Below are 26,236 nucleotides of genomic sequence, written 5' to 3'. Positions count from 1 at the left end.
GTCGTGCGTTGCCCCGCAGGGGTAGCACCAGCCCGAGGCCCAGCGAGGGCCATCGGGCGGTATGTGGGCTTCCCCGCTCACCTTCCGACCCGCCCTTGCCGCGCCGATCGGCACAGCGCCGTACCGTGGCGCCGAGCGATCCGCACGCGGGCTCGGGCACGTCTTCGGCGCCACCACGTTTCCCAGTCACCGCCGTACACGATGCCGAGCATGGCGACCGCGAGAGCGAAGAACCACCACACCCAGCGACGTGCGGTGTACGGGTCGAGCTTGGCCAGGGCGAGCACCAGAGCGGCGGGTCCGAGAGCAACCGCCACGGCCAGGGCGCAGGCAGCAAGGGTCTTGCGGCTCACGCCGGTTCCTCCTCGGGCACCAGCACCATCGGGACCGAGGTAGCGTCCAGGCTGTACGACCGGTGGTCCTGGTCGAGCCAGGTGTGCGTGCGCGCCCACTCCGCCACGGCCCCTACGTCCGCACTCGGCCGGGACGTCTCGCCGCACAGGGCGCCGTCCTCGTCCTCGGAAAACGCACGACAGGACGTAGCGCGCCGGAACGATCCGAGGGTCATCCGGGCGCAATTTCCAGCCCCCGAACCGAGTAACGATCCGGTTCGTCTCCTGGCAGTCCGTGTGCGTCAGCACCGAGGGGAGTTCCCTGGTCGGCAAGCTGCTCATTCGGCCTCCAAAACGCTGAATGCCCGTCACGTCCCATGGACAGTACGGACACTCAACGCGGCCGAGAGGCACGGTTTGTGCCCCTAACTATCAGTCAGGCGGCAAGCCCGGTAGCGGTTGCAAGGTCACGGGCGGCACTTCGAACAGATGGCGGGCCGTCCAGCAAGCCCCTAACCAAGTCATGAGTTTCATGGTTCCACCGGGCGGTGTCGGACGCTGCCTCCACTGCGTCGGTGAGCAGCGACGCCACCCAATCCGGTTCGCCTCGCAGAGCGTATGCCCGTGCGACCTCGATCAAGTGCCGTGCCCGCCTCGGCCGTGCGGGAAGTTCCGCCGGTGCCAGCCGGTCAGCCCACCGCAAGGCGGTACCGACCTGTCGCAGCTCAACAGCGACCGCCACGGCGTGCACCGGAACTACCCGTGCGGACGCGGAGGTCGGCGAGTGCCAGAAGTCAGCCGGCAGGGTCCTGGCGACCTCCTCGGCTCGATCGAACCAGCCCCAAGCCTCGCCCGACTCTCCCGCGCGAGCGTGCGTAATGGCCGCGTGGAACGCCATGTCTGCCCATGCCGCAGCAAGCGACGGGGAATCGCCCCTGACCGGTCCCAGCAGCCGCAGAGCCTCCTCAGTGAGCGTCTGGGCGCTGTCCCACTGCCCGGACTTCCGGAACGCCTCCACCAGGAACCAACAAGCCTGCGCAACGGCGACGTCATCACCGGACGCTCGGGCGGTCGCCAAGGAACGCTCCGCCACGCGCCAGACCAGGTTTCCATCCCCCTGGTAGGCGGCGAACATCTGAACAAGATTCAGAGCCGAGGCATACAGCACCTCAGCGCGCCGACGATCCGGGCAGTCAGGGTGCGATGCGGCGACCGAGGCAGCCGATACCAGCGCCGGAAGCAGGTCCCCAAGAGCCGTACGGTGGTCACCCCGGGAGTCCCGAGCTTGCCAAGCCGCAGCCACCTGGGCCGCAACGTGATCGACGCTCGGGAGTCCGCGGCACCGTTCCGGGCGGCTGCGAGGCCGCCAATTCCAGCAATTTTCGCGCCGACCCGGTGCCGACCCGGCGCACCGCTCCCGGTGCCGGGAGCGTGCCCGGGGGGGGGCATCGGCGCGGTGCCGGGTGCTAGAAATCTCCGGTGAACGTTCCCCCCGAGCCCTCGACCCTGCGCGTCTTCGTGGCGCTGGCTCCGCCCGACGATGCCAAGGAGGAGTTGGCCCGGGCCCTGCAGCCCGCCTACGACGCGTACCCGCGGCTGCGCTGGAACCGGATCGAGGACTGGCACATCACCCTGGCCTTCCTCGGTGAACTGCCCACTACGGCAGTGCCGTTGCTGCGCTCGGTGCTGGCCGACCGGGCGCGGTCGCACCCCGCCCTGCGCCTGGGCCTGCGCGGCGGCGGCCACTTCGACGGGCGGCTGCTGTGGAGCGGCATCGCCGGGGACCTGGAGGGGCTGCACCTGCTCGCCTCCGACGTCCGGGAGCTGGTCAGGTCCTGTGGGATCGAGTTCAACGACCGTCCGCTGCGGCCCCATCTGACGCTTGCGCGGTCCCGCCGCGACGATCCCACCAGCGTGCCGCAGGCCGCGGAGGGGCTCGCCGGGTTCGTGGGCCGGCTGTGGTCGGCCGAGCGCCTCCACCTGGTCGGCAGCAACATCGGCCGCGGCCCCGGGCCGATCCGCTACCGGGACATCGAGGCGTGGCGGTTCGGCACCGCGGTCCGGGACGGGGACGACAGCGCGCCCGCCTAGGGTCCGCTTTCAATCCCCGTCGTCCGCCCGGAGGGCGGGCAGGCCTTCGACCGGATGCGCGAGATCGCCGTCCAGGCGATCGCCCGAGCCAAGGCCTGACGCCCGCGCCCGCTGCGGGCGCCTCGTACGCGGCGCCGGGCTCGGCGACCACCCGACAAAGGCGGTACGGGAAAGGTCGGGTGGTCGGGACCGGTACCCCCGCACGATGGGGGCATGGATGACACGACCCTGGTATCCCGTTTCCTCCGAGACGGTTTCGTGAAGTTGGAGGGCGCCGTCGCGCCGCGCGTGGCCGCGGACTGCGCGCGGCTGCTGTGGCGGGAGACGGGCTGCGACCCGGACGACCCGTCGACGTGGACGCAGCCCGTGCACCGGGTTGCCGGCATGGCGCAGGGACCGTTCGCCGCCGCCCCCAACTCCCCGTCCCTGCACCGTGCGTACGACCTGCTCGTCGGAGCGGGACGCTGGGAGCCGCGCTACTCGCTGGGCACGTTCCCGCTGCGCTTCCCGCACGAGGAGGAGCCGGACGACGCGGGCTGGCACATCGAGGGGAGCTATCTGCCGGACGGCGAGAGCTGGTACTTCACGAATCTGCGCTCCCGGGACCGGGCGCTGCTGATGCTGTTCCTGTTCAGCGAGGTCGGTGAGGGGGACGCCCCGACCCGGATCCGGGTCGGCTCACACCTCGACGTGCCGAAGGTGCTGGAGAAGTACGGGGAGGCCGGGGCGAGCGGGCTGACCCTCGCGCCCGATCTGGTGGCGGCGTCCGACCACCGGCCGCTCGCCCTCGCCACCGGGTCCCCGGGCGACGTCTTCCTGTGCCATCCGTTCCTGGTGCACGCGGCGCAGCCGCACCACGGGGAGCGGCCGCGCTTCATGGCCCAGCCGCCACTGATGCCGGCCGCGCCGTACGAACTGGAGCGGGCCGACGGCGCGTACTCACCCGTGGAGATCGCGATCCGCCGGGGCCTGGGACGGGCCACCCCCGGCCCGGACGGGGACGGTACCGACCACAGCGCCGGGTAGGGCTGTCCGTGTCGGCGGCGGGGGCGGTCGGGCTCGCCGAACAGGCGCCGCGCCCCGCGCGGCGCGGATCCCGGCCGGCTCACGGCCACGACGCTCGGCTACCGGCCCGACGGTCGGGCCTCCTTCTTCCAGGGCGGCCGGATCGACTGGCGTCCGGGCGATGCGAGCGGCCCGCATCACCTACGACTGAGTCCCTCGTCCCTGCGGGCATGGCTGAGGGGCTCGGTGCGCGGGGTGTGCGCTTCGGGCCCCTCGGGTGTGACCGGTGGGTCGGCGTGTGGCCGTTGTCGGTCAGTAGTTGTGGTGGATCTGCCAGTAGGCCCAGGCCTGGTTGGGGCTGCCGTAGCGGCTGTTCATGTAGTCGTAGGCCCACTTGATCTGGGTGGCGGGGTTGGTCTTCCAGTCGGCGCCGGCGGAGGCCATCTTGTTGCCGGGCAGGGCCTGGGCGAGGCCGTAGGCGCCGGAGGTGGGGTTGGTCGCGGTGACGTTCCAGCCGCTCTCGTGGGAGATGATCTGGTCGAAGGAGGCGAGCTGGTCGGCGGGGACGATGCTGGCGGCCAGGGCCTGGGGGGTGGTGGTGGCGGCCGAGGCGGCGGTGGGGACGACGGCGGCGCCGATGGCGGCGATGCCGAGGGCGCCGGTGAGCAGGGCGGCGGACTTGCGCATGCGGGTGGTGATCACGGGCATGTGGGAGTTCGACCTCAATCGTGGGGGTGCCTGGTCCCTGCGGCTCGGCCGGCCGGGTGGGGCCTGCGGGCGGGGGTCGGCACCGGGGTGGTCACGGGTGGTGACCGCCTGGCGGGAGTTGCGGCGGCGGTTGGGGCCGCTGCCGCAGCTGGCGACTGAGCCATTGTTAGCGGGGTTCGGGGTCGGGTCCAAGGGGTGTCTGCTACGACGCGGGGTCGTAGTGGGGCGGGGTGGGAATGTCGGTCGGGGGGCGGGGCGGTACCCGTCGCTCGGCCGGTCAAACCTCGCCAAATCCAGACATTTAGGTCGGCGGGTGGGGGTTCGGCCTGCGAAATCGGCGGGGATTCGGCGGCTGGTGCGGGGGTGCGGCCGGGGTGGTGGCCGGTCGGGCCGGTGCCGGTGAGAGGGCGGGGGAGCGGTCCACTAGGAAGGGTAGGAGGTGGGTGGGGCGCGTGAGAACCGTCACGGGCGACCCCGGTCCGGCGCCCGCCGCAAAGGGATCCAGCTCACACCGCGGTGACTGTCGGCAACCACCCGATGGCACCCGACGCGTATACCGGCTTCCACCCGCCCGAGGGCTACCGGGAGGGCCGGGCCGAGCCGCCGCCGAGGACCACTGCCCGCCGGGCGTCGTCCGGGTCGGTTCGCCCCTGATCCCCGGCCCCCGGCCCCCGGCCCCCGGCCCCCGGACCTCCGGAGATCAGGCGACGGGGCCGCGCGGGTCGATCCGGTAGGCGAAGGGCAGGGTGCCCGGGTCCAGGACGGTGGCGCCGCCGTCGACGGTGAGGGTCGCGCCGTTGACGAAGGAAGCCGCCGGGGACAGCAGCCAGGCGATGGCCTCGGCGACCTCGCGCGGGTCGGCGGGACGACCCGCCGGAAGCAGCCGGGTGGCCTCGGCGTAGGCCGCGTCCCTGCCGCCCACGCCGTCGCCCAGCTGCGCCTCCTCGGCGAAGCGGGCCATCCGGCGGTCGGCCATCTCGGTGCGCACCCAGCTGGGGCACACCGTGTTGGCCCGCAGCCCGCGCGGGCCGTAGTCGACGGCCAGTGAGCTGCACAGCTGCAGCAGGGCCGCCTTGGACGCGGCGTAGGCGGCGTTGCCCGTGCCGTTGCGCAGCGCCGACACGGAGGCGACGGCGACGACGGCGCCGCGGGCCCGCAGCAGGTGCGGCAGGGCCGCCCGCATCGTCAGGAACGGGCCGGTGAGGTTGGTGCGCAGCACCAGGTCCCAGTCCTCGTCCGAGGTCTCGCCGACGCCGCCGCCGCGGCCCACCCCCGCGTTGACCACCAGCCCGTCGAGGCGCCCGTGACGGGCGACGGTGCTCTCCACGAGGTCGCGCACGGCGTCGGGGTCCGTCGTGTCGGCGGGGTGGGCCAGCGCACCGGTCTGCCGGGCGACATCCTCCAGCGGCGCGCTGCGCCGCCCGGAGACGACGACTTCGTGGCCGCCCTCCCGCAGCAGGCGCGCGGTGGCCGCGCCGATGCCCGTGCCACCCCCGGTCACGATCACAACTCGCTGCTCCACCACGGGACTCCCCCTCCGATCGACCACCAACCACCCCTGCCCGCCTAGCTGTATCACAGGCCCCGTTGTCCACGGGAACGGGCCGTGCCTTACTGGTCGGCTCTGGAAGTCCTTCGGGGGTTGACTTCGGATCTCGTGTTGTGCGTGGTGTTTTGCCAGGTGTAAAGGCGGCGAGTTCAAGTCGGACGTTCGAGGCTGAACGGCGTTACCGCGTGGTGAAGGCGCCTCCGTTGACGTGGATGGTCTGTCCGGTGATGTGCCGGGCGCCCGGGGAAGCGAGGAAGTAGGCGGTCTGGGCGATGTCGTCGACCGTGCCCGGTTGCTTGTTGTGCGTCTCCTCCACCAGCGCACGGTGGCGTTCGTCGCTCAGCTGGCCTCGGAAGAAGTTGGTGCCTGCGATGTAACCCGCGGAGATGACGTTGCAGGTCGTACCGTTGGGAGCGAGCTCGGCGGACACTGAGGCGTTCCATGCGGCCAGAGCGGCCTTGGCCGCGCCATAGGAGCCGCCACGGCGCTCGGCACCGATCGATCCGATGCTGATGACGGAGCTGCCGCTGGTGAGCCTGTCTTGGACTGCGGCCGTGGTCAGCACCGCGGTGAGCAGGTTCTGCGCCAGGTTGGCCTGCCAGTGGGCGAGCAGCGCTTCCAGGGACGCTCCGTCAGCTGATGCCGCCTCGGGCAGGCCACCGGCGGCGTTGACCAGGACGTCCAGCTCCCCGAGGCGGGCGGCAAGCGATGCGACCTGCCCTGGGTCGGTCGCATCACAGACGACACCGTGCACCCCCAACTCCTTGGCGGTCAGCTCGACGGTTTCAGTGTGACGTCCGGTGATGAAGACCTCTGCCTGGTCGACGGCGAACCTTTGGGCGATGGCACGGCCGATGCCGCTGGTTCCTCCGGTGATGACCACGATGCGGGTCATGAATCCTCCTGCCCACTGATACGTTTAGGTCTAAACATAGCTGAGGTTGACAAGGAATCACATCGTGGCCGACGACGCCGCCGCAGCAGCAGGGGACTCAGTACCCGCCCATTCCGCCACCGAGATTGCCGCGGCCTGGCGACGGGAGCGACCGGGTACCCCAACCGAATCGATCGAGATCGTCACCCCCATCTGGTGGCTGGCCAAGCTCTTCACCGACGACCGCAGCCGGGCCCTGCGAGAGGCGGGGATCGATGCAGCCACCCTCGACCTGCTCTCCGTCATCCGCCGCTCCGGCCCGCCCTACACCCTCAGCACCCGCGAGCTCGCCCGGCGGGCGCTGGTCACCGCCGGCGCGATCTCACAACGCATCGCCCGAGCCGAACGCGACGGCCTCGTCGAGCGAACACCAGCAAGCACCGGCCGCCGAACCGTCCTGGTGGAACTCACGGCCGAAGGCCACGCGCTCATCGAGCGATCCGTTGACACCGTGCTCGGCCGAGAAGCCACACTCGTCAGTTGCCTGTCGGACCACGAACGCACCGCGCTCATCGCGATACTGCACAAACTGATGGCCGATGTCCGACGACGCACGGCCCCCGAAGAAGGCTGAGCCCTTCGGACCCGCTATGGCCTGACGTGATCCACTTCTGCCGATCGGCCCTCGTCTTATGCCCGTTGTCCCGGCTTGTCCGGTAGCCCCGACCGCCGCTGAGCGCGAGCGGCTGAAGAAGATGGCCTACGGCCACAAGACCGAGCATCGGATGCGCCTGCGCGCACAGGTCGTCCTGCGCGCGGCGCGCGGACGCTCCAACGCGCGCATCGCCCGTGAGATGGGCCTGCACCTGGACGCCGTGTGCACCTGGCGGGGCCGGTTCGCCGAGAAGGGCCTACCAGGCCTGGCCGACCGCAAGCGCACCGGCCGACCGCCCGTCTTCAGCCCGCTGCAAGTCGCCCATGTCAAAGCCCTGGCCTGCCAGTTGCCCGCCGAGACCGGGGTGCCGCTGGCACGCTGGTCGTGCCCGGAGCTGGCCCGGGAGGCGATAGCCCGGGGCATCGCCACGTTCGTGTCGGCCTCCACCGTCTGCCGCTGGCTCGACCAGGACGCGCTCAAGCCCTGGCAGCACCGCTCCTGGATCTTCATCACCGACCTCGACTTCCGCGCCAAGGCCCAGCGCGTGCTGGACCTGGGCGATCTGCTGGCCAGGCTCGACCGGCACACCGCCGGTCACCAGGAAGAATCCTCACTCCGCCTCGCCGCGTGATCAACCCCCGAAGGACTCCCGAAGTCGACCACTAAGCCGTCGTCGGGGCACACCCGCGCGCGTTCGATCCGCGCACTCTCCGCGCCCGGCCCCGGCCGTTCGCCGCGGCTGCGGTCGGGGCTTGTCGTCGGCGTCCTAACGGCCAGCCGCCTCCAGTACCTGCGTGACCAGGGCGACGTCGGCCTTGGGTATCACGATCACGTGCTGTCCGTCGCCCGCCGCCAGGTCGAGGCGGGCCATCTTCGGGAGCGGGCTCTTCTGTGCCGACGGTGACAGGCGGAACGGGCCCTGGAGGGTGACGTTCTCGCCGGTGCGCCGGTTGCGCCAGGTCACCGAGTCGGCAGCGAGGTAGAGGTGGCCGGCTGCCGCGTGCGGAATGGTGCGCCCCTTGCCGACCGAGAGCATCTTGACCGTGCCCAGCGTGGGGCTCGAGCAGAACACCTGCAGGGTGGTGCCGGCCCGAAGATCGGCCAGGTCCTTCTCCGTGCTCAGCCGCCGGATGCCGAACATCGAGAGCAGGGTGTCGGAGAGGGTTCTGGTGCCCGCGGAGCGGCGGATGTCGGTCGTCATGGCGCGGATCCTCTCAGAGAGGGTCGGAGCGCCCGCGACCAGGGGCGGCCGGGCCCACCGGGAGCTGATGCGGACCTCGACGGCGTCGGGGGCGAGGCATCCGCTCACGCCCCGCCCCCGGTGCCTGCTCCTACCGGCTACCTCAGCAGTTGGGGGCGGATACCCCCTGGGGGTGTCCAATCAGGGCGTCGTTTTCGTGGGCCACTCGGGCGGCTGCGTCCGCGTCGCCGTCATCATCGGCGCCTTGGCCCTGCTGGCCGCCGCCCTCGTCTGAGCCCCTGTCCGAGCCACCGTACCGGTGAAGTCCGGTCGGCCGCAGGGGAGTTCGACCTTCACCCGGGTCGGTGTAAGGCGTCGGGGCGCGGCGGGCCGGCGCTACGCGGGGGCGCGCCTGATCCGGCGTACGTTCTCCCGGCCGCAGGCCACGCAGACGATCCACTGGCGCAGCCAGCCGTCCCAGACGAACGTCTCGCTCGCCCGGTTGCACTCCTCCCAGCCGCAGAAAACGCAGTCCCCGTCCTCGCCGGTCAGCTGGACGAAGGGGTGCAGGATCGGGCGACCCCCGAGATCAGGGCGCCCCAGGAACCCGCAGCCGGGGCACCTCCACCATTCGCTGGTGCTCCCGTAGGGCCCGGACCGGGTGATCTCCTGCACCAGGTCCAGCGCGCACCGCGGACACGACGTGGGAAGCGCGCCGGGGCGCGCCGGGCCGGTGTCGCTGCGATCCGGAGCCCGCCGGCCCTCGTCCTCCGCGTCCTGGTCGTGCTCCCGCCCCGTCATGCCGATCACCGTACGCCTGCCGGGAGTCGGCCGGGCCCGAGGCCCCACCGCCCCCGAGGCCCCACCGCCCCCGAGGCCCCACCGCCCCCGGGGCCCCACCGCCCCCGGGGCAGACCGGCCGGAAAGTGTCAGGCCAACGTCCGGTCAACATCGTGGTCGGCCGGCTCGTCCCGCGGCCAGCATGGGTGCACCCGACACCAGGAGAGACAGTCATGATCAGGAAGCACACCGCCGTCCGCCTCGCCGCCGTCGTCGCCGTCACCGCCGCCGGCCTGGGCCTCAGCACCGGGATGGCGTCGGCCAGCACCACCTACCCGGCCAACGTCCCCGGCTGTGCCGGGGGCATGGTGGTCTCGTTCTACGACGGACACGACCACGTGCGGGGCTACGCGACCTCCACCACCGGCAACTCCTGCAGCGTGGTCCTCCAGCAGTCGAACGGCAACAGCTCGAGCAACTGGACCCACATCCTCCACGACACGGCCTGGACCGACACCCTCCTGGACGCCGGCATCACCTCCCACGTCGTCGTGTGCAACCTGGACACCGACCGCTGCGCCACCAGCATCTCGTACTGACGGAGCCGCCGGTCCCGTCCTGGTCCCGCCCGGCCCCACCCGGGGGAGCGGACCACGACGGGACCGGTGCACGACGGCGCCGGTGCACAACGCTGCCGGACCCGCCCGTGGTGCCCGCCACCCGCTACCCGAGCATGAGCATCGCGTCGGCGACCTCGCCGACCGACGCGGCGGGGATCGCGCCGGCGGCCTGCTCGAGGACGAGCAGCCGTGCCCCCGGGATCTCACGCGCGATCGCCTCGCCGTTGCCGACGGGGAAGAACCGGTCGCGGCGGCCGTGGACGACGAGCGTGGGGAGCGCGATCCCGGGCAGGCGCTCGCGCCAGCGGGGGCGGCAGTCGAGTCTGGAGAACACCGTGCGCATCTGGTTGGCCATCTGGACCGCGGGTGCGGTGCCGGGCGTGCGGTCCCATATGCGCGCGGCGATCGCGCGCGCGGCGACGGGGTCGTCGCCGAGGAACTCCGCGCCGGCGGCGGCGAACTCCGCGACCGCCCCGCGGTCGGTCCAGTCGGGCATCGGACGCGCGAACAGCCGGCCCATCGCCGCCCGGTCGTGGTCGGGGAGGTCGTCGTCGGGCGGACCGGGGGCGACCGGGCGGGTGCCGACCAGGGTGAGCGCCGAGAACGCGCCCGGATAGTCGAGCGCGGCGACCTGGGCGACCATCCCGCCGACGCCGATCCCGGCGAGGTACGCGGGCCCCCGGCCGAGCGCGTCGGCAAGGGCCGCCGCGTCGGCGGCGAGGTCGCGCAGGGTGTAAGCGGGCGCCTGCGGGTCCGCCGTCGTCGACTCCCCGCTGTCGCGCAGGTCGTAGCGCACCACACGGCGCCCGCCGGCGGCCAGGCGCTCGCACAGCGCGTCGGGCCAGGAGAGCATCGTCGTCCCGCCCACGAGCAGGACGAGCGGCGCGTCCTCGGCACCGAACGACTCGATGCCCGAGGCGATCCCGTTGGCGTGGACGGTGGTCATCGGATCACCGGGATCCGACGTGCCCGAGACGGCTCGATGTGGATGAGGCTCATGTCCGTGCTCCCGATGCGTTGGTCGTTCCGGGGTCGTCCCCGTCGGGATGTGGACCTCCCGACACCGGAAAACTCATCGCTGCGCCGACACCCGGTACGCCTCCAGCCGCTCGGCCAGCTCCTGCGGGTGGCCGAGCATCGGAAGGTGGTCGCCGGGCATCTCGTCGGGCCGGAAGCCGAGCCGCTCCTCGACGTGCCGCCGCAGGAACCCGGCCGGGAAGAACCGGTCGCCGGTGGCCAGCAGGTACCTGGTCGGCACCTCCGGCCAGGCGTCCAGCGGCCACGGCGTCCCGAGCGGGGTCGCGGACTGCCGCCTCTGGTGCTCCGTGAGGAGCTCCTCGGCCAGCGCAGCCGGGGTGTCGTGCAGGAACAGGGCGCGTTCGTCCTCCTCCGCGCCCTCCGCCACGCCCCTGGCGCGGTCGGATTCCCGGCGGGCCGCCCAGTAGCCGGTGTTCTCCCACCACGCGCCCGGCGTCTCCCCGGGCGCCGGCACCTGGGCATGGAGCATGACCAGCAGGTCCGTCGGCACCCGTGCGCACACCAGGGGACCGGTGAAGCCGCCGAACGAGTGCGCGACGACCACGAGCCTTCCCGCACGGTCGCCGATCGCCGCCACCACCGCGTCCGCGTACTCGGTGAGCCCGGCCGCGTCGTCGTCGCACGGCAGCTGCGGCGCGACCACCTCGTGACCCCGCTCGCGCAGCTCGGCCGCCAGCGGCCCCCAGTACCAGGCATCGGCGGCCGCGCCGTGGATCAGAACGTACGTCGCCATGGATCAGAACGTACGTCGCCACGGGTCACCCCGCGTCCGGAACGGGTCACTCCGCGTTCGGAACGGTCACCCCGGCGCCGCACCCGGGCCCACCGGCCGATCCGCCCCCGAACCGCAGGGCGGCAGCACCCGCGTCCTGCTCCTCAGCGCAGTTGCTCGGCCAGCCCGATGATGATGCCCTCCGGGCCGCGGAGGTAGCAGAGCAGGTAGCTGTCCTCGAACCGGGCGATCTCGCCGACGAGTTCGGCGCCGTGAGGGCGCAGACGGGCCACGGTGTCCTCGATGTCGTCGACGGCGAACATGACGCGGTGCGTGCCCAGGACGTTGTGCGGCCGGTTGCGCGGCCCGGCGCCGGTCGCCGCGGGGCTGCGGTACTTCGCCAGTTCGAGCCGGCTGTGACCGTCCGGGGTCCGGACCATCGCGATGTCACAGCGGACGCCGTCGAGGCCGGTGCACTGGTCGGCGAAGAGGCCCTCGACCTCCATCCTGCCCTCCAGTTCCATGCCGAGTTCCACGAAGAACGCGATGGCGGCATCCATGTCCTCGACGACGATGCCGACGTTGTCCATCCGCTGAATCGCCATGCTGAACTCTCCCTCTTCCTGGTGCGGCCGGTGGCGGCCGCCGACGCCCCGAGGACGGAGCCGGCGACCCGTTCTCGACATCCGCAGACCGCCGGTGCGTCCCGGGTGCCGTCCGCCGTCCCCTCCCCGTCCGAGAGGGTCGGCATGGGAAGAAGCATTACATTAGGGCAGAAAGGGGCGGAAAAGGGGCATGATTGCCGGCGAGGGGTGGCCGATGGGCTCGATCACCGACTGGCTGCGCGGCCTGTCCGGCCCGGTCGTGTACGCGGTCGTCGGCGGCATGGTCTTCGCCGAGGACGCCCTGTTCTTCAGCTTCTTCATCCCCGGGGAGACCGCCGCCGTCCTTGGCGGCTTCCTCGCCCACCAGGACAGGGCGTCCCTCGGCTGGATGGTCCTGGTCGTGGTCTGTGCGGCCGTCCTCGGCGACTCCGCCGGCTACGAGATCGGCCGCCACCTCGGTCCGGCGATCCTTCGCACCCGCCCGCTGCGGCGCCATGCCAAGCGGGTCGCCACGGCGCAGGACCTGATCCGCCGGCGCGGGCCGGCCGCCGTCTTCGTCGGCCGCTTCATCGCCTTCTTCCGCCCGCTGGTGCCCTCGCTGGCGGGGATGTCCCGCATGCAGTACCGCCGGTTCCTGTTCTACAACGCCCTCGGAGGGGTCGCCTGGGGCGTCGGCTTCACCCTTCTCGGCTACTTCGCCGGGGCCGCCTACACCAGGGTGGAGGGCACGGTCGGCCGGGTCGCCGCCATCGCGATCGCCGTGGTCATCGCCGTCGCCCTGCTGGTCTGGTACCTGCGGCGGCACCGCTCGCGCGGTCATGAGCCGCCGGACGACAGCGGCGAACGGAATCCCTGAACCGTGCGGCCCCGCCCGGCCGGGCTGTCGAGCGGTCAGGACCGGCCGCCGCGGTGGGCCGGCCGCCGCAGTGGCCCCGGGGCCGGGAGGGACCGTCCGCCGGTCCCCGGGCTACCCCACCGGGCCCGCTCGGCCGTAGGTTGGGCCGATGACGGCCGAGTTCGAGACCTTCGCGCGCACCGCCACCGGCTTCACCCCCCACCCCTACCAGTCGGCGCTGGCCGCCGAGGGCCTGCCCACGCTGCTCGAGGCGCCCACCGGGGCCGGCAAGACCGTTGCCGCCGTGCTGCCGTGGCTGTACCGGCGGCTGGTCGCCGCGCCGCAGGCCACGCCGCGCCGGCTGGTGTTCGTGCTGCCCCGGCACAGTCTCGCCGGCCAGGCCTTCGGCCGGATCGGGGAGTGGCTGGAGCGCCTGGGCCGCACAGGCGAGGTGGGGCTGCACCTGCTCGCGGGCGCCGCGGCGCAGGAGGGCGGCTGGCGCCGGCGCCCCGAGCGCAGCGCGATCCTGGTCGGCACCCACGACATGGTGCTCAGCCGGGCGTTGATGCGCGGCTACGCGGACGCGCGGACGATGGCGCCGGTCTCGTACGCGCTGCTGCACACCGACGCCCAGTGGGTGTTCGACGAGGCGCACCTGCTCGGTCCCGGCCTGTCCACCGGCGTCCAACTCCAGCTCCTGCGGGACGAGTTGGGAACGGCGGTGGCAACCCGGACGATGTGGATGTCATCGGTTCGGGGGCCGGGCGGTCTCGGCGGGAGGACGGTGCGCGCGCCGGACGCGACCGGGACGTCGCGGCGCATCGGCCGGCTCGACCTCCCGCCCGGGCGTTACGTCGCCGCCCTCGCCGAGGCCGTCACCGCCGCACACGTGCCGGGCACCCGGACCGTCGTGGTGCTCAACTCCCCGGAACGGGCGCGGGCCGTGCACGCCGGCCTGAGCGCCCGGGGGTGCGAGGCACTGCTGCTGCACCCGTACTTCCGGGCCGCCGACCTCGACCGCGTCCTGGCCGCCGCCGAGGGCGGGAACGGTCTCGTCCTCGTCACCACCCCCGCCCTGGAAGCCGGGCTCGACCTCTCCAGCCGCACACTGGTCACCGAACTCGCCCCCTGGGCCTCGCTCGTGCAGCGCGCCGGGCGCTGCAACCGCCACGGCGAGCACCCGGACGGCGGCGACCTGCTGTGGTGCACACCCCCCGAGGGCGGCGACGAGGCCACCGCGCGCTGGCTGACCGCCCACGAGGGCCGGGCCGTCACCCCCGGTGAGCTGCTGACGGCCCGCGCCGACGCACCACCCGGGGCGTCCGCACCGCCCGCACCGCCCGGGACGTCCGGGGCGTCCGCACCGCCCGGGCCGGGGCGCGAGGACGTCCTGGCCCTCTTCGACTCACCGGCCGACGACACCGCCGGCGTGGACCATTGGATCTGCGACCCGTCGCAGGGCGACTCGCTCCCGGCGCTGGTCGCCTGGCGCGCCTGGGAGTGCGCCGGGCGGGGTGAAGACGGACCGGGTGAAGACGGGCCCGGTGAGGACGAGCCCGATCCGACCGGCGCCGAACTCTGCCCGGTGCCGATCGGCGACCTGCGACGGCTTCCCGCCGGACGGGCCTGGCTGCGCGACACCCTGGACCACCGCTGGCGCCCCGCGCGGACGCAGGACCTGCGGCCCGGCGTCCGGCTGCTCCTGGACGCCCGCACCGGCGGCTACCTCCCGGACCGCGGCTGGACCCCGGAGAGCCCGGCCCCCGTAGCGTGCGAGGCCGCCGCTCCCGGGCGGCCGGCCTACGGCTGCACCGCCTGGGTCGGCCTCGACCAGCACCTCCAGGAGACCGCCCAGGAGGCGCAGTCGCTGCTCGCCGCGCTGCCCGCGCTCCCCGCCGACCTGCGGGAGGCCGTCGTCGAGGCGGCCCGCCTCCACGACCTCGGCAAGTGCCACGACGCCTTCCAGGAGAAACTGCGGGCCGGCCGCACCGACCCGCCCGGCGGCCTGCTCGCCAAGTCCAGGAACGGCGCCGACCCCCTGCCGCCCTACCGCTCACCGCGCCCCCACCTGCGGCACGAGCTCGTCAGCGCCCTCCTGCTCTGGCAGGGCGGCCACCACCCGCTCGTGACCTACCTCGCCGCCGCCCACCACGGCCACGTCCGGCTCACCGTGCGCCCGCGCGGCGACGAGGCCCCGCTGCTGCTCGGCGTCGCGGACGGGGACCGCACCCCGCCCGTCCGGCTGTCCACCGGCGAGCACTTCCCCGCCCGGACCCTGCGCACCGCCGCCTTCCCGGCGGCCTGGACCGAACGGGCCCTGTCCCTGCGCGACGCCCCCGGCCTCGGCCCGTTCCGCCTCGCCTTCCTCGAAACCCTGGTCCGCGTCGCCGACTGGCGCGCCAGCGCCCGCCACGACGGGCCCTTGCCCCCCGTCGGAGCGCCGTCCCGATCGTCGTCCGGAGCGCCGTCCCGATCGTCCGGAGCGGTGTCCCGTGAAACCCCCGCGGACCACGATGTCCGACCCACTGCCTAGGCTGGGGCCAGGCCGATGATCAAGGGGGCAGGACTGTGCGGATCGAACGTCACCAGGTGGACGGGGTGCGGGTGGCGAAGGCCCGCGAGGACTTCGTGAACCGGATCGGGAGGCAGGTCCGCTCCTACTCCCGCGCCGATCTGATGACCACCACCGAGTGGCAGCTGATCGCCGACTCCTTCCTCGACTACCTCGGTGCCCTCTCCACCACCCGGCCCGACCTGGGCTCCGCCGAGGCCAAGGCCGTCCTCAAGGACGCCACCGAGGCCGCCGTCGGCGCCGTGTCCTTCGCCGCCTACTACCCGCACGACGGCTTCCGCGTCTTCCTCGACTACCCGAACTTCGGGATGAGCTACCACCGCGAGGAGGGCCTCGAGCGCGACCCCCGTCACCTGGTCACCCCCGGGGAGTGGCTCGACGCGTTCTGCCTCGCGATCGTCTCCGACAAGGTCTCCCTCCACGGCGAGGCCTTCTGCTGGGCCCGGCAGTTGATGCCCGACGAGCCGGTCACCCCCACCCTCGAACTCGTCGACGGCTTCGCGGCCCACTTCTTCGAGGAGATCGACTTCCCCGCCGGACCGCAGCCCGGCCTGCGCGCCCTGCGCGCCCTCACCGACGGGGACCGCGAGGCCTTCGACGCCGCGCTGCTCGCACTCCTCCAGGACGGCCCGCACGGCACCGGCCCCGCCGACCTCCTGCCGCTGGTCCCGATCGCCCTCGCCGCCCTCGCGTACCGCACCTACGGCTGGACCCCGGCGGTCGACACCGACTACCTGCCCCACGCCCTGGTCACCGGCTTCGAGACCCCCGGCCCGCGCGTCCACGGCCTCGGCCGCGACCCGCGCCCCGACGCCGTGGCCCGGCTCGCCGCCGGGCCCGTCGACCTCGACCGTCCGAGCCCGGCCCGGCCACTCAGCCCGGACAGCGAGGCGCGGTTCGAGCGGCGCACCCTGGAGGCCATCACACCGAAGGAGGGTGAGTCGCTGGACGCGTGGGAGCTCACGGGCGCCCTGCGCTACCAGACCTGGCTCCTCGCGGCGCGCGCCTCGCGGTCCGCCGACGCCACCGATGCCCAGCTCGCCAACCTGCGGCTCGGCTCCCGGCTGGGCGCCGCCGTGTACCGGGCCGCCCTCGCCGAACCGGGCACCGAGGCCGAGGTGACGATCGACGGCCGGACCCTGCGCTTCCCCGCCTGCCGGGACAGTGACTTCGGCCCGGTCTTCTGGGAGACGGCCCTGTCCTACGCCCTGATCACCGGCAACCCGGAGGACCTCGAGCCGCTCGTCCTGGCCGGCCCCACGATCGCCGCCGAGGACCGCTCCCCGTTCGCCCCGTACCGCACCGCCCTGCACGACCACCTCCGCGGCGCCGACCCGCTCCCGGCCACCGAACGCGCCCTGAAGGAGGTGGAGCGCACCAGGGACCACGGCTTCCTCCCGCCCCCGGTCGTCCTCTTCTCCCAGCTCGTCGAGGGCGACGAGACCAGCTTCAACCTCGCCCTGCTGGACGCCCTGGAAGCCCACCGCGACCACCACTCCGTCGCCGACCGCGCCACCGACACCGACGCCGCGCTCGACCTCGGCATCCTCGCCCTCGCCTGCCACGCCCGCCGCAGCCGCGGCTGGGCCGTCCACGTCCGCTCGCCCTACCTCCCGCCGCGCCTGCTCGCAGCGGCCGGGCCCGTCTGACGCGCGGCCCGCGCCCGCCCGGCGGCGACACGCCCCGCCGGGCGGCGGCCCCTGCGGACGGAAGCGTGAGAACCGTCACGGGCGACCCCGGTCCGGCGCCCGCCGCAAAGGGATCCAGCTCACACCGCGGTGACTGTCGGCAACCACCCGATGGCACCCGACGCGCACACGCTCGGCTTCAAGGCGCGGCCAGGGCCGGTCCGTCTCGGCGACGGCCCGGTACCGATGTGTCCGTGCCGTTCCGGTGCGTGGCAGCATGCGCCCATGTCGACGAACGAAGCCCCCGAACCGGCGACCGAAACGGCGACCGAGGTAGCGACCGGGGCAGCGACCGGGGCAGCGACGACCGAGGCAGTGCGGGAACTCCGGGAGATCGCCCACCAGTGGGTCGACGGCCGGTACGGCGACCCGGAACTCCTGATCGAAGCCGCACTCCGCGCCCTGAGCGCCGGCGTCTACACACCGTCACTGCTGCACCTCGCCGCGTTGAGCCGCCTCGAGCACGAGCAGGCCGCGGAGCTGTTCGACCAGGTGATGGAGGAGCTCGGCTTCGGCTTCCACCCGCCCGAGGACTACTGGGAGGGGCGGCTGGCCCTCGCCCGCTGGTGGGCCACCGAGATCGTCGGCGGGTGGCTCGACCCGCTCGAGGGCGCCTCGCTCATCCTCTACGAGGTCGCGGAGGCCTACGGGCGGTGCGAGGAGCTGGACCCCCTCATCGACGCGGCGCTCCGGTACCAGGAGCGCGACGGGCAGCAGTGGCCCCCGCACGAGATCACCGCGGACCTGACGCAGATCGCCCGGGAGCTGGTGGCCCGCATCCCGCCACCCGTCCGCCCCTGACCGCACGCACGACCGCCAACACCCCGCGCGGCCTCCCGGTCGCGGCCCGGCGCAAGGTCGCAGCGTGTGCGGTCCCGGTCACCGCGAGGCGGACGCCGAGCTATAGTCACGAGGTCGCGAAAAACGATGTTCCGCGGTCCACCCGCCGGACATCGCTCGTACATCGATGCAGATGGTTCTGATCGGTGAGCGTCTCCTTGCCGAGATCGGGCATCCCGTCCGCTTTCGGCGCTGACCATCGCCGGCGCGTGTCGGCGCAACAGAGGAGCGCAGCATGCAGAAGACCATCGCCATTGTCGGAGCCGGACTGGGCGGGCTGACGCTCGCGCGGGTGCTTCAGGCTCACGGCGTCGCCGTGACGATCTACGAGGGTGAGGCTTCGGCGAAGACCCGTGCGCAAGGCGGTCTGCTCGACATCCAGGTGGAAACCGGACAGGTCGCGCTTCGCGCGGCCGGTCTGTACGACGAGTTCCTCACTCTGGTCCGCCCGGGCGAGGATGCCAAGCGCGTGGTGGACCGCCACGGCACGACCTTGTTCGACCTGCCTGCGGACCCCGGTTCGGCCCGTCCAGAGGTGGATCGTGGCGAACTGCGGCGCCTGCTCATCCACTCGCTGGCGCCCGGGACGATCAGGTGGGGTCACAAGCTCGCCTCGATCCGGCACCGTGTGGAGGGCGGCTACGACCTCACCTTCGCGCAAGGTTCCGCCACGCGCGCCGACATCGTCATCGGCGCGGACGGTGCCTGGTCGAAGGTGCGTCCGCTGCTCACCCCCGCCAAGCCCGTCTACAGCGAAACCTGCTTCATCGAGATCGCCCTCGCCTCGGGCGGCCAGGGCTGTCGGGCGAGCGTGGCCGCGATCGGCAGCGGCACGCTGATGGCGGTCGCGCCGGGCAAAGGCATCATCGCGCATCGCTACGCCGACGGGCACGTGCGCGGATACGTGGCGCTGAACAAGCCCGAGGAGTGGATGAGGTCGATCGACTTCGGCGACCCGTCCGCCGGCCTCCGTCAACTTGCCGACGAGTTCGATGGCTGGTCGCCGCTGCTCACCGCCTTCGTGACACGGAGTGACGTGGAACCGTGGCTCCGACCCATCTACGCCCTGCCCGTCGGGCTCACATGGGACAGGGTGCCCGGCGTGACGCTCGTCGGCGACGCCGCGCACCTGATGTCGCCCTTCGCCGGCGAGGGTGCGAACCTCGCCATGTACGACGGCGCGGACCTGGCGGGCAAGCTGGTTGAGCAACCCGACATCGAGGTCGCGCTCACCGCCTACGAAGAGCGGCTGTTCCTGCGTGGTGGCGACGCCGCCAGCCGCTCGGCGCGGAACCTGGAGATCTTCTTCGGCCAGGAAGCACCGCAGAGCGTCGTCACTCTGTTCGATCGCTCCTGACACCTCAGTCCGGGTTCGCGATCTTGTCGCGGACCCGGCAGGGAACGGGCACGGCCATCGCACCGGCCGCACGGCGCACACGCCCCGCCCGCGGGCGCCGACGACGAAGGCGGCGAGGCGGAACTGACGAAGGGTCAGAATCCTCGCGCTCCGGTGGCTATGGTGACCGGATGAGCGATGAAGCGGTCTCCCTGCGCCCGGTGGCCGAAGCCGACCTTCCCGCGTTCGGCCGTCTGGTCAACGACCCGGAAGCGGTGGGCGAGTTCCAGTGGTACGGCTGGCGGGATCCGCAGCGGTTCCGGCGCCGGTGGGAGGAGCACGGGCTCCTCGGGGACGACCGGTGGATCTTCGCGGTCGTCGTCGGCGACGAGTTCTGCGGCTTCGTCGCCGCCGACCGGATGGGCCTGCTGCCGACCATGCCGTACTGGAACATCGGCATCCAGCTGGCGCCGCAGGCACGCGGGCGGGGGATCGGAACCGAGGCCCAACGCCTGCTGGTGGACTACCTGTTCGCCCACACGCCGGTGATGCGGGTGGAAGCGGACACCGAGGTCGGCAACATCGCCGAGCAGCGCGCCCTGGAGAAGGTCGGCTTCACCCGGGAAGGAGTGCAGCGCGCCGTGAGCTTCCGGGCCGGCGAATGGCGCGACGGGGTGATGTACAGCCTGCTGCGCACCGATCCCAGGCCGTAGAGCGGCCACCGGGGCGGTCCCGGCACCGGGCCCGCGCCGACGCCGGGCACCGCTACGCCGGACCGGCGAGCAGCTCCTTCATCACGTCACCGGCCGTCGCGGCCACGGCATCGTCCCGGAAGCCCGTGCCGTGCGTGATGTACGCCGTCATGACCCGGTTGGTGCTGAGGGCGGCCAGGCGGTAGTCCCGTTCGGAGAGAACGCTGTCGTCCTTCACCGACTGGAAGGACTTCTCCCCGAGCGCGACGGGCGGCTCGGACACCGTCCCGGTGTCGCTCCTCGCCCAGTCCGCGTAGAACCCCCGGGCCTGCTCGGGAGTCCCAAAGGTCATGGTGGTGAATGCGACGAAGGCACCCCCGGCGCCGCTGCCGAAGTGCAGGGTGCACGACCGCGAGGAGAACGCGTCCGCGGTACCGGCCTCGTACTGCTTCGTCTCCCCCTGGGGCGCACGCGTCTGCTTGCCGAAGAGCTGCTCCAGCTTCCCGTCGTCCATGCTCCGGCACTCGGCGGGCACGGGTGGGCCGGTGGGTACGGGCGGACCGGTGGGTGCGACGGTGCCCGGCGTGGCTGCGGGGACGGCAACGGTGGGCCCCGGCGCGTCCTGCCCCGAAGCGCTCCTCCCCGTCCCGGGGGACAGCACCACGGCCGCCGTGACCGCCGCCGCGGCCAACACGACCGCGACCGAGGCGACCAGCGCGTTGGTGCGCTTGCCCGGCGTCGGCGTCGGTGTGGGCGTCGGCGTCGGTGCAGGCGTCGGGGCCCGCAGCGCCATCGTCGGCTCCGGCACCGGCGGGTCCGGCGCCGGTACGGTCGGGGGCGGCGCGGCCGGCGCCGGGTCCTCCGTCCGCTCCGGTGCCGCGTCCAGGTTGAGCAGTTCCACCGTCCGGCGACCGATCTGGGCCATCAGCGGCGCGGCGAGCCAGCCGGCTGCGACCAGCTCGGCGGCCCCGCCCGGAGCGAGCCGGTCCGCGACCTCCCGCGGGGTCGGCCGGGCGGCCGGGTCCTTGGCCAGGCAGGCCTGCGTCACCGCGCGCAACTCGCCGTGCAGGCCGCCCAGTTCCGGCTCGCCGTGCGCCACCTTGTAGAGCAGGGCGGCCGCACTGTCCGCGCCGAACGGCGACCGTCCGGTGGCCGCGAACGCCAGCACCACGCCGAGCTGGAACACGTCCGAGGCCGGACCGAGCGGCCGGTCCTGCACCTGCTCCGGCGACATGAACCCCGGCGAGCCCACCACGACCCCGGTGCCGGTGAGCGAGGACGTGGCGAGGCTGTCCATCGCCCGCGCGATCCCGAAGTCGATCAGCACCGGACCGTCCGGCGACAGCATCACGTTGGACGGTTTGAGGTCGCGGTGGATCAACCCCAGCCGGTGGACGGCCGCCAGCGCCTCCGCGAGCCCGGCCCCCAGCGCCCGCACCCCGTGCTCGGACAGCGGCCCGAACTGCGCCACCGCTTCGGCCAGCGAGGGCCCGGCGACGTATCCCGTGGCCACCCAGGGCTCGGGCGACTCGGTGTCCGCATCGAGCACCGGAGCCGTCCACGAGCCCCCGACCCGCCGCGCCGCGGCCACCTCGCGCCGGAACCGGGCACGGAACTCGGCGTCCCCCGCCAGTTCCGGCCGCACGACCTTCACCGCGACCGTCCGACCCCCGGCCGTCCGCCCCAGGTAGACGCAGCCCATCCCGCCCGCGCCCAGCCGCCCGAGCAGCCGGTAGGACCCGATGACCGACGGATCCTCGGCCCGCAACGCCTGCATCGCCGCACTCCCCCCCCGCTCGCCCCCGCCGTCCGGCCCCGGCACCCCGGAGCCGCGCAGAGCCTAGCGGTATCCCCCGAGGGCCGGTCGTGACGGCCGGTCCGGACGGGCCGTCACGCGAAGCGGGAGCTCCGGACCGGGCCGGCGGAGCGGACGCGGTCGCGCGGGCCCGCGGCGGGCCAGCCGGCCGCGCGGGCGGCGAAGGCCGTGAGGGCGTCGTCCGCGTCGGGCGGGGTCCCGCCGTCGCCCTCCGGGGCGATCGGGGCGGCGGCCAGGATCGCCTCGGCGAGTTCCTCGGCCGAGCGCCGGTCGGGCCCGGCCTCCTCCGGTTCGCCGTCCTCGCCGAACTGCAGGCCGGGCTCCCAAGGGGCGATCACGATCTGCCCCAGCAGGGTGGAGACGTCGGCCGTCACGGCGGGCGGGTCGGTCCAGCAGGTGGCGTGCTCGAAGAGCAGCTGGCCCTCCACCCGCTCGTGCAGCTGCCCCACCACGGCGGGATCGCACTCGTTCAGGTCGTACGCGACCACCAGCACATCCCGCGCACCCGGCTGGTACGGCGCCGCCGGCACGCCGAGCAGCTGCGCCGCCGCCAGCCCGAGCGCCCGGCTGCCCCGGTCGGCCAGCAGCCCGACCGAGGCCGGCTTGCGGCCGGTGGCGGCCAGCACGGTGCGCAGACGCTCCAGGCCGTAGTGGCACTGTCCGAAGTCGTCCTGCAGGTAGGCCCAGCGGCCGGTCATGCCCTGGTCGAACCCGTGCGGCGAGAGGGTGGTGAGCAGGCCGCCGGTGAGCACGAAGTGCCAGCCGCGCAGGTCCCGGTCGTCGACCGGCGGCAGGGCCGCGGCCCGCTCCAGCATCCGCCCGACCCGCTGCGCCGGGCCCACCCAGACCCCCTCGGGCGCCGACAGCGCCCCGTACACCTCGCGGGCCTGGGATATCCGACCGCTCATCAGCGCGTTGTAGACCGTCAGGTACCGGTCCGGCCAGTCGTCGAGCCGGGCGTCGTGCTCACGCAGCACGGCCAGGGCCTCGGTGTGCCGCTCGCAGCCCTCCAGGGCGGAGACCAACTCCAGCAGCACCTTGCGCAGGCCGAGCCCATGGGCGGCCTGCGGCTTGGGCTTGCGGCGGAACAGGCCGGTGCGCGCCGCGACGGTGGGCGGCGCCTGGACCAGCCGCAGCGCCTCCCGCAGCGCGGGGACGGCCACCGCGTCGATGCCGCGCTCGACGCAGGCGTAGCCGTAGGCGTAGAGCCGCTCGGCCTCCCCGGGCCCGGCCGCCAGCGCTGTCGAAGCCTCTGCCAAGTCCTCGAAACCGGCCCCCCTGGCCAACTCGGCCACCAGCGGTGCGATCTCGGCGGGCGGGAGCCGGTCTGCCGCGGAGCGCAGCATCCGCATCGATCCCTGCGAGTCGCCGGACTCGTAGAGCTCCCAGGCTTCGGACAGTTCGGTGGTCATGTGTCTCCGGGGTCGGGGGTGTCAGGACCCCAGGATGATCCTCGACCGGCCGCAGCCCGGGCAACCCGGTTTCCACCGGCAGCCCGCCGGCAGTCGGCGCTGAAGACGTCTTCCCACTCGGGGCTGATGAGGTGGACGTTCACGATCTCGGTGATGATGTCGACGTTCCCCCTGGGCCACGATGCCGGCTCATGCCCCACCGCCGCCCGGGAACATGCCGGGCACGCCGGTACCGAGAGGTGCTGTCGTCGCTCATCCGTTCCCCCGTACGCGAGTCGGCCTCGAAATCCAGCCGGAGCACAAGTGCCACCAGGCCGCCACTCAAAGCCGCATGAGCCCGGCAGCAGTCGGACGGAACCCGCACTGACCGTAGAAGGACTCCAGGTGCGGCTCGTAGTCGACGTGCAGCCACGCGGCACCGCGCGTCCGCGCCTCGTCGGCAGCCGCCCTGACCAGCCGCACCCCGAGCCCCTGCCGACGCTCATCCGGGTGCACGGTCGTATCCAGGATGAAGGCGTGCACACCGCCGTCGCCGACGACGTTCACGAATCCGACCAGGCGGCCACCTCGACGCGCCGCGATCCACGTCAGACTGCGGGACAGCATCGGCGCGAAGGAGGTCGGCCTGTGAGCCGGCCACGACGCGCTGAACAACTCGTTGAGCTCGGCATCCGTCAGATCAGGACACACCACCAACACCTCATCGCCGACCTGCGAGGAATCACTGATCACCATGCGCGGCAGCCTGCCATGCGCCCACGGCTGTGGTCACCCCCTCCACCAACCTCCGTGGACACCGGGTCGACGCCGTGTTCCCGGCCCGTGTACGTCACCCGTTCGGATGGTGCGCGGTTGGGTGGAGGCAGTGGGTGGCACAACGGCGGGCATGACGACTTCCTCCACCGGGCACCGTCGGCGCCGGACGGCCAAGACCACCGTCGCGCCCCTGCCCGCCCGCCGGACCGCCGGGCGCGTTGCACCGTCCGAGCCGCGTCGACCGTCGACCGGATGCTGCCGGACCTGGGCCAGCGAGCGCAGGCTGCCCGGCGGCCAGGTCGTGCGCACGACCTGGCACCAGCCCGCATGCCCGGCCTGGGCCACCCGGTGACCGCGCACCGGACCCCGGACGCCACCGATCGCTTCGCGCCCGGCACCACCGTGGTGCGCCGCGACATCCACGCCGGCCGGGTGTGGACCGCGATGCCCCAGCGGGTGGTCGCCGACACCGGCGCCAGCGGAGCGGCTCGTGGCTGTCGGCCCGCTGGAAGCAGGGCCCGGGCGCTCGGTCTGCTGCAGGACCGCGCGGGCCCCTTCGCCGGAGGCTGGCCAGACTGGACGCCCGATGCGACCTGGCCGCTGCCCGTCCTGCCCGACGACGCGCTCCCGCACTGACCGTCACACTGCGCGGGTCATGCTCCACACCGGGGATGGACTGCTCTGACACGCACTGGTACGTGTTCCATCCGTGGTCGGACTGTGCCGCCGGTGGGAACGTCCGGTGGGAGTTCCCATGTCGAGCACTCCGTGATCAAAATGTGCCTGTTCAGTAATCTTGGCTGGTTATCGTCCCGGCTCAGGATCTGGCGATGGGCCAGGCCCCGCAGCGGGCGGCCACAGTGTCGCGCCGCGCTCCCGTGTACTTCCTGGATCAGGCCCCCAATGCGTCTCTCTTCTCCCGCCGTCAAGCTGCTCTCCACCCTCGCTCTGCCGCTCGTCCTGACGGCCTGTGGGCCTACCTCCACCAAGTCCGCTGCCCCGGCTGCCGCCGCCTCGGCTTCCCCCGCCACCCCGGCCGCCGCCTCGTCGGCTGCCACCTCGCCGGCCGCGACGAAGGCCGCGGGCCCGAACGCCGGCCTGCTGACCGGTACCCAGCTGAAGGCGCTGCTGGCGCCCGCCTCGTTCTTCCCGTCCGGCTTCGACGTCGACTCGGCCGGCTCGCGCGACACCGGCGACACCTACACCCAGCCGACCGCCGCCGATGTGCCCACTCCGGACTGCACCCGGCTGGGCGGCACGTCCTGGACCGGCATCACCGGGATCACCGGTGTGTCGTTCGCCCAGGACGACTACGTCAACAAGAACACCTCCGCGGAGATCGCCCAGGAGATCGACGTCTACCAGGGCACCACCGCCCAGACCGTGATCGGCGCGCTGGGCAAGGTCGCCCTGGCCTGCCCGTCCTACACCGACGCCCAGACCAGCAGCAAGACCAAGGTCACCGAGAAGCCGCTCGCCGGCCTGGGGGACGAGGCGTACACCCTCACGGTGACCGACTCGGCCTGGCAGAACGGTGAGACCCTGATCGCGGCCCGGGTCGGCACCTCCGTGGTGACCGTGCTCGCCAACGACGGCAGCGACAACGGCGCGGCCACCGCCAAGAAGCTGAGCGGCCAGCTCGTCTCCGGGCTCAAGGCCAAGGCCTGACCTCGGAAACCGCCCCACGCGGCATCAGCCGCACCATGACGGCCCCGCCCGAGCCGGGCAGGGCCGTCAAGGCGCCGGGGCGTGCCGGTGCCGTCGGTCAGAGCCGGTCAGTCGAGCCATCCAAGGCCCCCTCGTCCCGCGTGGTCCACGCGCGGGCGGGGGGACATGGTTCCGTCCCGACGAACCGCGCCCGCAGAGCACCCCACCTCACCCGGGACGCCCTGGGCCGGCGGCCTCCCGCTTGAGTACGGGTACTCAAGCCTCCGTCCAGGCCTCGCGCCTACGGTGGTGGGACGGAGGGGGCGACGTGTTCGACAAGGGGTTGGCGAAGGGCTGCCTGGGAGCCGTGGTGGGTCTCGTGGGCCTGGTCGGGGTCTTGTACCTGCTCAACATGGGCGTGTGGTGGTGGATCAGCTACGACGAAGCGCACCCGTGACGACTGGCGGTTTGCGCGGCTACGCGTAGGTCAAGC

At 73.0% G+C, this 26,236-nt stretch carries 27 protein-coding genes; 14 read left to right on the top strand and 13 right to left on the bottom strand.

The features are described from left to right. Positions 1 to 77: 77 nt before the first annotated feature. A complete protein-coding gene (locus tag ACZ3TI_RS36435; protein WP_465734073.1) occupies positions 78 to 353 on the bottom strand; it encodes a hypothetical protein in 276 nt (91 codons plus the stop codon). Next, positions 350 to 568 carry a DUF7848 domain-containing protein gene (locus ACZ3TI_RS36430; RefSeq protein WP_465734071.1) on the bottom strand — a complete coding sequence of 73 codons (219 nt, stop codon included), beginning with the start codon at positions 566 to 568 and terminating at the stop codon, positions 350 to 352. The genes ACZ3TI_RS36435 and ACZ3TI_RS36430 overlap by 4 nt, the downstream gene beginning before the upstream one ends. 1,243 nt (positions 569 to 1,811) lie before the next feature. Between ACZ3TI_RS36430 and thpR the strand changes: the two genes are divergently transcribed. Next, complete coding sequence (gene thpR, locus ACZ3TI_RS36425) at positions 1,812 to 2,423, top strand: RNA 2',3'-cyclic phosphodiesterase (protein WP_465734069.1); 612 nt, start codon at positions 1,812 to 1,814, stop codon at positions 2,421 to 2,423. Between the two features lie 213 nt (positions 2,424 to 2,636). Continuing rightward, positions 2,637 to 3,449, top strand: coding sequence for a phytanoyl-CoA dioxygenase family protein (locus tag ACZ3TI_RS36420; protein ID WP_465734067.1), 813 nt, complete (start codon positions 2,637 to 2,639; stop codon positions 3,447 to 3,449). Between the two features lie 291 nt (positions 3,450 to 3,740). Here ACZ3TI_RS36420 and ACZ3TI_RS36415 read toward each other — a convergent pair whose 3' ends face one another. The 3 genes from ACZ3TI_RS36415 to ACZ3TI_RS36405 all read right to left on the bottom strand — a co-directional run bounded on the left by ACZ3TI_RS36415 (position 3,741) and on the right by ACZ3TI_RS36405 (position 6,580). Continuing rightward, the gene (locus ACZ3TI_RS36415) at positions 3,741 to 4,136 is read right to left on the bottom strand and encodes an aggregation-promoting factor C-terminal-like domain-containing protein (protein WP_465734065.1); all 396 of its coding nucleotides are present in this window, start codon (positions 4,134 to 4,136) and stop codon (positions 3,741 to 3,743) included. A gap of 700 nt (positions 4,137 to 4,836) precedes the next feature. Further along, positions 4,837 to 5,661: an SDR family NAD(P)-dependent oxidoreductase gene (locus tag ACZ3TI_RS36410; RefSeq protein WP_465734063.1), complete on the bottom strand. Its 825-nt coding sequence runs from the start codon at positions 5,659 to 5,661 to the stop codon at positions 4,837 to 4,839. A 202-nt stretch (positions 5,662 to 5,863) separates the two neighbouring features. Beyond that, positions 5,864 to 6,580, bottom strand: a complete 717-nt coding sequence (locus ACZ3TI_RS36405; RefSeq protein ID WP_465734061.1) for an SDR family NAD(P)-dependent oxidoreductase — start codon at positions 6,578 to 6,580, stop codon at positions 5,864 to 5,866. 64 nt (positions 6,581 to 6,644) lie between these two features. Between ACZ3TI_RS36405 and ACZ3TI_RS36400 the strand changes: the two genes are divergently transcribed. Further along, positions 6,645 to 7,193 (top strand): MarR family winged helix-turn-helix transcriptional regulator, encoded by a 549-nt coding sequence (locus ACZ3TI_RS36400; protein WP_465734059.1) that lies wholly within the window; start codon positions 6,645 to 6,647, stop codon positions 7,191 to 7,193. A gap of 58 nt (positions 7,194 to 7,251) precedes the next feature. Further along, positions 7,252 to 7,845, top strand: coding sequence for a helix-turn-helix domain-containing protein (locus ACZ3TI_RS36395; RefSeq protein WP_465734057.1), 594 nt, complete (start codon positions 7,252 to 7,254; stop codon positions 7,843 to 7,845). Positions 7,846 to 7,980: 135 nt separating this feature from the next. Here ACZ3TI_RS36395 and ACZ3TI_RS36390 read toward each other — a convergent pair whose 3' ends face one another. Together ACZ3TI_RS36390 and ACZ3TI_RS36385 are read right to left on the bottom strand one after the other, a co-directional pair. Next, on the bottom strand, positions 7,981 to 8,415 hold the full coding sequence (locus tag ACZ3TI_RS36390; RefSeq protein ID WP_465734055.1) for a hypothetical protein: 435 nt from the start codon (positions 8,413 to 8,415) through the stop codon (positions 7,981 to 7,983). Between the two features lie 375 nt (positions 8,416 to 8,790). Then, on the bottom strand, positions 8,791 to 9,195 hold the full coding sequence (locus ACZ3TI_RS36385; protein ID WP_465734053.1) for a hypothetical protein: 405 nt from the start codon (positions 9,193 to 9,195) through the stop codon (positions 8,791 to 8,793). 212 nt (positions 9,196 to 9,407) lie between these two features. Between ACZ3TI_RS36385 and ACZ3TI_RS36380 the strand changes: the two genes are divergently transcribed. Beyond that, the gene (locus tag ACZ3TI_RS36380; RefSeq protein WP_465734051.1) at positions 9,408 to 9,773 is read left to right on the top strand and encodes a hypothetical protein; all 366 of its coding nucleotides are present in this window, start codon (positions 9,408 to 9,410) and stop codon (positions 9,771 to 9,773) included. A gap of 124 nt (positions 9,774 to 9,897) precedes the next feature. Here ACZ3TI_RS36380 and ACZ3TI_RS36375 read toward each other — a convergent pair whose 3' ends face one another. From ACZ3TI_RS36375 to ACZ3TI_RS36365, 3 genes are all read right to left on the bottom strand, one after another. Beyond that, on the bottom strand, positions 9,898 to 10,740 hold the full coding sequence (locus ACZ3TI_RS36375) for an alpha/beta fold hydrolase (RefSeq protein ID WP_465734049.1): 843 nt from the start codon (positions 10,738 to 10,740) through the stop codon (positions 9,898 to 9,900). Positions 10,741 to 10,866: 126 nt separating this feature from the next. Continuing rightward, on the bottom strand, positions 10,867 to 11,565 hold the full coding sequence (locus tag ACZ3TI_RS36370) for an alpha/beta fold hydrolase (protein ID WP_465734047.1): 699 nt from the start codon (positions 11,563 to 11,565) through the stop codon (positions 10,867 to 10,869). 143 nt (positions 11,566 to 11,708) lie between these two features. Then, complete coding sequence (locus tag ACZ3TI_RS36365; protein ID WP_465734045.1) at positions 11,709 to 12,149, bottom strand: VOC family protein; 441 nt, start codon at positions 12,147 to 12,149, stop codon at positions 11,709 to 11,711. A gap of 214 nt (positions 12,150 to 12,363) precedes the next feature. Here ACZ3TI_RS36365 and ACZ3TI_RS36360 point away from each other — a divergent pair, with 214 nt between their 5' ends. From ACZ3TI_RS36360 to ACZ3TI_RS36335, 6 genes are all read left to right on the top strand, one after another. Then, on the top strand, positions 12,364 to 13,005 hold the full coding sequence (locus ACZ3TI_RS36360) for a DedA family protein (protein ID WP_465734043.1): 642 nt from the start codon (positions 12,364 to 12,366) through the stop codon (positions 13,003 to 13,005). Positions 13,006 to 13,153: 148 nt separating this feature from the next. Beyond that, positions 13,154 to 15,517: a type I-G CRISPR-associated helicase/endonuclease Cas3g gene (cas3g, locus tag ACZ3TI_RS36355; RefSeq protein ID WP_465734041.1), complete on the top strand. Its 2,364-nt coding sequence runs from the start codon at positions 13,154 to 13,156 to the stop codon at positions 15,515 to 15,517. Positions 15,518 to 15,552: 35 nt separating this feature from the next. Continuing rightward, positions 15,553 to 17,205, top strand: coding sequence for an immunity 49 family protein (locus tag ACZ3TI_RS36350; protein WP_465734039.1), 1,653 nt, complete (start codon positions 15,553 to 15,555; stop codon positions 17,203 to 17,205). Between the two features lie 264 nt (positions 17,206 to 17,469). Continuing rightward, positions 17,470 to 18,045 carry a hypothetical protein gene (locus ACZ3TI_RS36345; protein ID WP_465734037.1) on the top strand — a complete coding sequence of 192 codons (576 nt, stop codon included), beginning with the start codon at positions 17,470 to 17,472 and terminating at the stop codon, positions 18,043 to 18,045. Positions 18,046 to 18,319: 274 nt separating this feature from the next. Next, positions 18,320 to 19,441: an FAD-dependent oxidoreductase gene (locus tag ACZ3TI_RS36340; protein WP_465734035.1), complete on the top strand. Its 1,122-nt coding sequence runs from the start codon at positions 18,320 to 18,322 to the stop codon at positions 19,439 to 19,441. Positions 19,442 to 19,611: 170 nt separating this feature from the next. Further along, positions 19,612 to 20,133 carry a GNAT family N-acetyltransferase gene (locus ACZ3TI_RS36335; RefSeq protein ID WP_465734033.1) on the top strand — a complete coding sequence of 174 codons (522 nt, stop codon included), beginning with the start codon at positions 19,612 to 19,614 and terminating at the stop codon, positions 20,131 to 20,133. 52 nt (positions 20,134 to 20,185) lie between these two features. Here the strand turns inward: ACZ3TI_RS36335 and ACZ3TI_RS36330 are convergent, their stop codons facing one another. The 3 genes from ACZ3TI_RS36330 to ACZ3TI_RS36320 form a co-directional block, all read right to left on the bottom strand. Next, on the bottom strand, positions 20,186 to 21,889 hold the full coding sequence (locus ACZ3TI_RS36330; RefSeq protein WP_465734031.1) for a serine/threonine-protein kinase: 1,704 nt from the start codon (positions 21,887 to 21,889) through the stop codon (positions 20,186 to 20,188). Between the two features lie 113 nt (positions 21,890 to 22,002). Further along, positions 22,003 to 23,340: a hypothetical protein gene (locus ACZ3TI_RS36325; RefSeq protein ID WP_465734029.1), complete on the bottom strand. Its 1,338-nt coding sequence runs from the start codon at positions 23,338 to 23,340 to the stop codon at positions 22,003 to 22,005. 321 nt (positions 23,341 to 23,661) lie between these two features. Further along, the gene (locus tag ACZ3TI_RS36320) at positions 23,662 to 24,075 is read right to left on the bottom strand and encodes a GNAT family N-acetyltransferase (protein ID WP_465734027.1); all 414 of its coding nucleotides are present in this window, start codon (positions 24,073 to 24,075) and stop codon (positions 23,662 to 23,664) included. A 348-nt stretch (positions 24,076 to 24,423) separates the two neighbouring features. Between ACZ3TI_RS36320 and ACZ3TI_RS36315 the strand changes: the two genes are divergently transcribed. The 3 genes from ACZ3TI_RS36315 (at position 24,424) to ACZ3TI_RS36305 (ending at position 26,200) form a co-directional block, all read left to right on the top strand. Further along, the gene (locus tag ACZ3TI_RS36315) at positions 24,424 to 24,732 is read left to right on the top strand and encodes a hypothetical protein (protein ID WP_465734025.1); all 309 of its coding nucleotides are present in this window, start codon (positions 24,424 to 24,426) and stop codon (positions 24,730 to 24,732) included. A gap of 267 nt (positions 24,733 to 24,999) precedes the next feature. Further along, on the top strand, positions 25,000 to 25,764 hold the full coding sequence (locus ACZ3TI_RS36310; protein WP_465734023.1) for a hypothetical protein: 765 nt from the start codon (positions 25,000 to 25,002) through the stop codon (positions 25,762 to 25,764). Between the two features lie 307 nt (positions 25,765 to 26,071). Further along, positions 26,072 to 26,200, top strand: a complete 129-nt coding sequence (locus ACZ3TI_RS36305; RefSeq protein WP_465734021.1) for a hypothetical protein — start codon at positions 26,072 to 26,074, stop codon at positions 26,198 to 26,200. Positions 26,201 to 26,236: the final 36 nt, after the last annotated feature.

This window comes from Kitasatospora sp. NPDC023120, from assembly GCF_055560835.1.
This window is presented reverse-complemented; position numbering and strand designations above follow the sequence as displayed.

What these genes read in the sequence shown, in the direction of transcription:
- ACZ3TI_RS36430 (WP_465734071.1), bottom strand. Translation starts at nt 568, where the DNA reads ATGACCCTCGGATCGTTCCGGCGCGCTACGTCCTGTCGTGCGTTTTCC.
- ACZ3TI_RS36420 (WP_465734067.1), top strand. Translation starts at nt 2,637, where the DNA reads ATGGATGACACGACCCTGGTATCCCGTTTCCTCCGAGACGGTTTCGTG.
- ACZ3TI_RS36415 (WP_465734065.1), bottom strand. Translation starts at nt 4,136, where the DNA reads ATGCCCGTGATCACCACCCGCATGCGCAAGTCCGCCGCCCTGCTCACC.
- ACZ3TI_RS36405 (WP_465734061.1), bottom strand. Translation starts at nt 6,580, where the DNA reads ATGACCCGCATCGTGGTCATCACCGGAGGAACCAGCGGCATCGGCCGT.
- ACZ3TI_RS36395 (WP_465734057.1), top strand. Translation starts at nt 7,252, where the DNA reads ATGCCCGTTGTCCCGGCTTGTCCGGTAGCCCCGACCGCCGCTGAGCGC.
- ACZ3TI_RS36390 (WP_465734055.1), bottom strand. Translation starts at nt 8,415, where the DNA reads ATGACGACCGACATCCGCCGCTCCGCGGGCACCAGAACCCTCTCCGAC.
- ACZ3TI_RS36385 (WP_465734053.1), bottom strand. Translation starts at nt 9,195, where the DNA reads ATGACGGGGCGGGAGCACGACCAGGACGCGGAGGACGAGGGCCGGCGG.
- ACZ3TI_RS36380 (WP_465734051.1), top strand. Translation starts at nt 9,408, where the DNA reads ATGATCAGGAAGCACACCGCCGTCCGCCTCGCCGCCGTCGTCGCCGTC.
- ACZ3TI_RS36375 (WP_465734049.1), bottom strand. Translation starts at nt 10,740, where the DNA reads ATGACCACCGTCCACGCCAACGGGATCGCCTCGGGCATCGAGTCGTTC.
- ACZ3TI_RS36370 (WP_465734047.1), bottom strand. Translation starts at nt 11,565, where the DNA reads ATGGCGACGTACGTTCTGATCCACGGCGCGGCCGCCGATGCCTGGTAC.
- ACZ3TI_RS36365 (WP_465734045.1), bottom strand. Translation starts at nt 12,149, where the DNA reads ATGGCGATTCAGCGGATGGACAACGTCGGCATCGTCGTCGAGGACATG.
- ACZ3TI_RS36360 (WP_465734043.1), top strand. Translation starts at nt 12,364, where the DNA reads ATGGGCTCGATCACCGACTGGCTGCGCGGCCTGTCCGGCCCGGTCGTG.
- cas3g (WP_465734041.1), top strand. Translation starts at nt 13,154, where the DNA reads ATGACGGCCGAGTTCGAGACCTTCGCGCGCACCGCCACCGGCTTCACC.
- ACZ3TI_RS36345 (WP_465734037.1), top strand. Translation starts at nt 17,470, where the DNA reads ATGTCGACGAACGAAGCCCCCGAACCGGCGACCGAAACGGCGACCGAG.
- ACZ3TI_RS36340 (WP_465734035.1), top strand. Translation starts at nt 18,320, where the DNA reads ATGCAGAAGACCATCGCCATTGTCGGAGCCGGACTGGGCGGGCTGACG.
- ACZ3TI_RS36335 (WP_465734033.1), top strand. Translation starts at nt 19,612, where the DNA reads ATGAGCGATGAAGCGGTCTCCCTGCGCCCGGTGGCCGAAGCCGACCTT.
- ACZ3TI_RS36330 (WP_465734031.1), bottom strand. Translation starts at nt 21,889, where the DNA reads ATGCAGGCGTTGCGGGCCGAGGATCCGTCGGTCATCGGGTCCTACCGG.
- ACZ3TI_RS36325 (WP_465734029.1), bottom strand. Translation starts at nt 23,340, where the DNA reads ATGACCACCGAACTGTCCGAAGCCTGGGAGCTCTACGAGTCCGGCGAC.
- ACZ3TI_RS36320 (WP_465734027.1), bottom strand. Translation starts at nt 24,075, where the DNA reads ATGGTGATCAGTGATTCCTCGCAGGTCGGCGATGAGGTGTTGGTGGTG.
- ACZ3TI_RS36315 (WP_465734025.1), top strand. Translation starts at nt 24,424, where the DNA reads ATGCCCGGCCTGGGCCACCCGGTGACCGCGCACCGGACCCCGGACGCC.
- ACZ3TI_RS36310 (WP_465734023.1), top strand. Translation starts at nt 25,000, where the DNA reads ATGCGTCTCTCTTCTCCCGCCGTCAAGCTGCTCTCCACCCTCGCTCTG.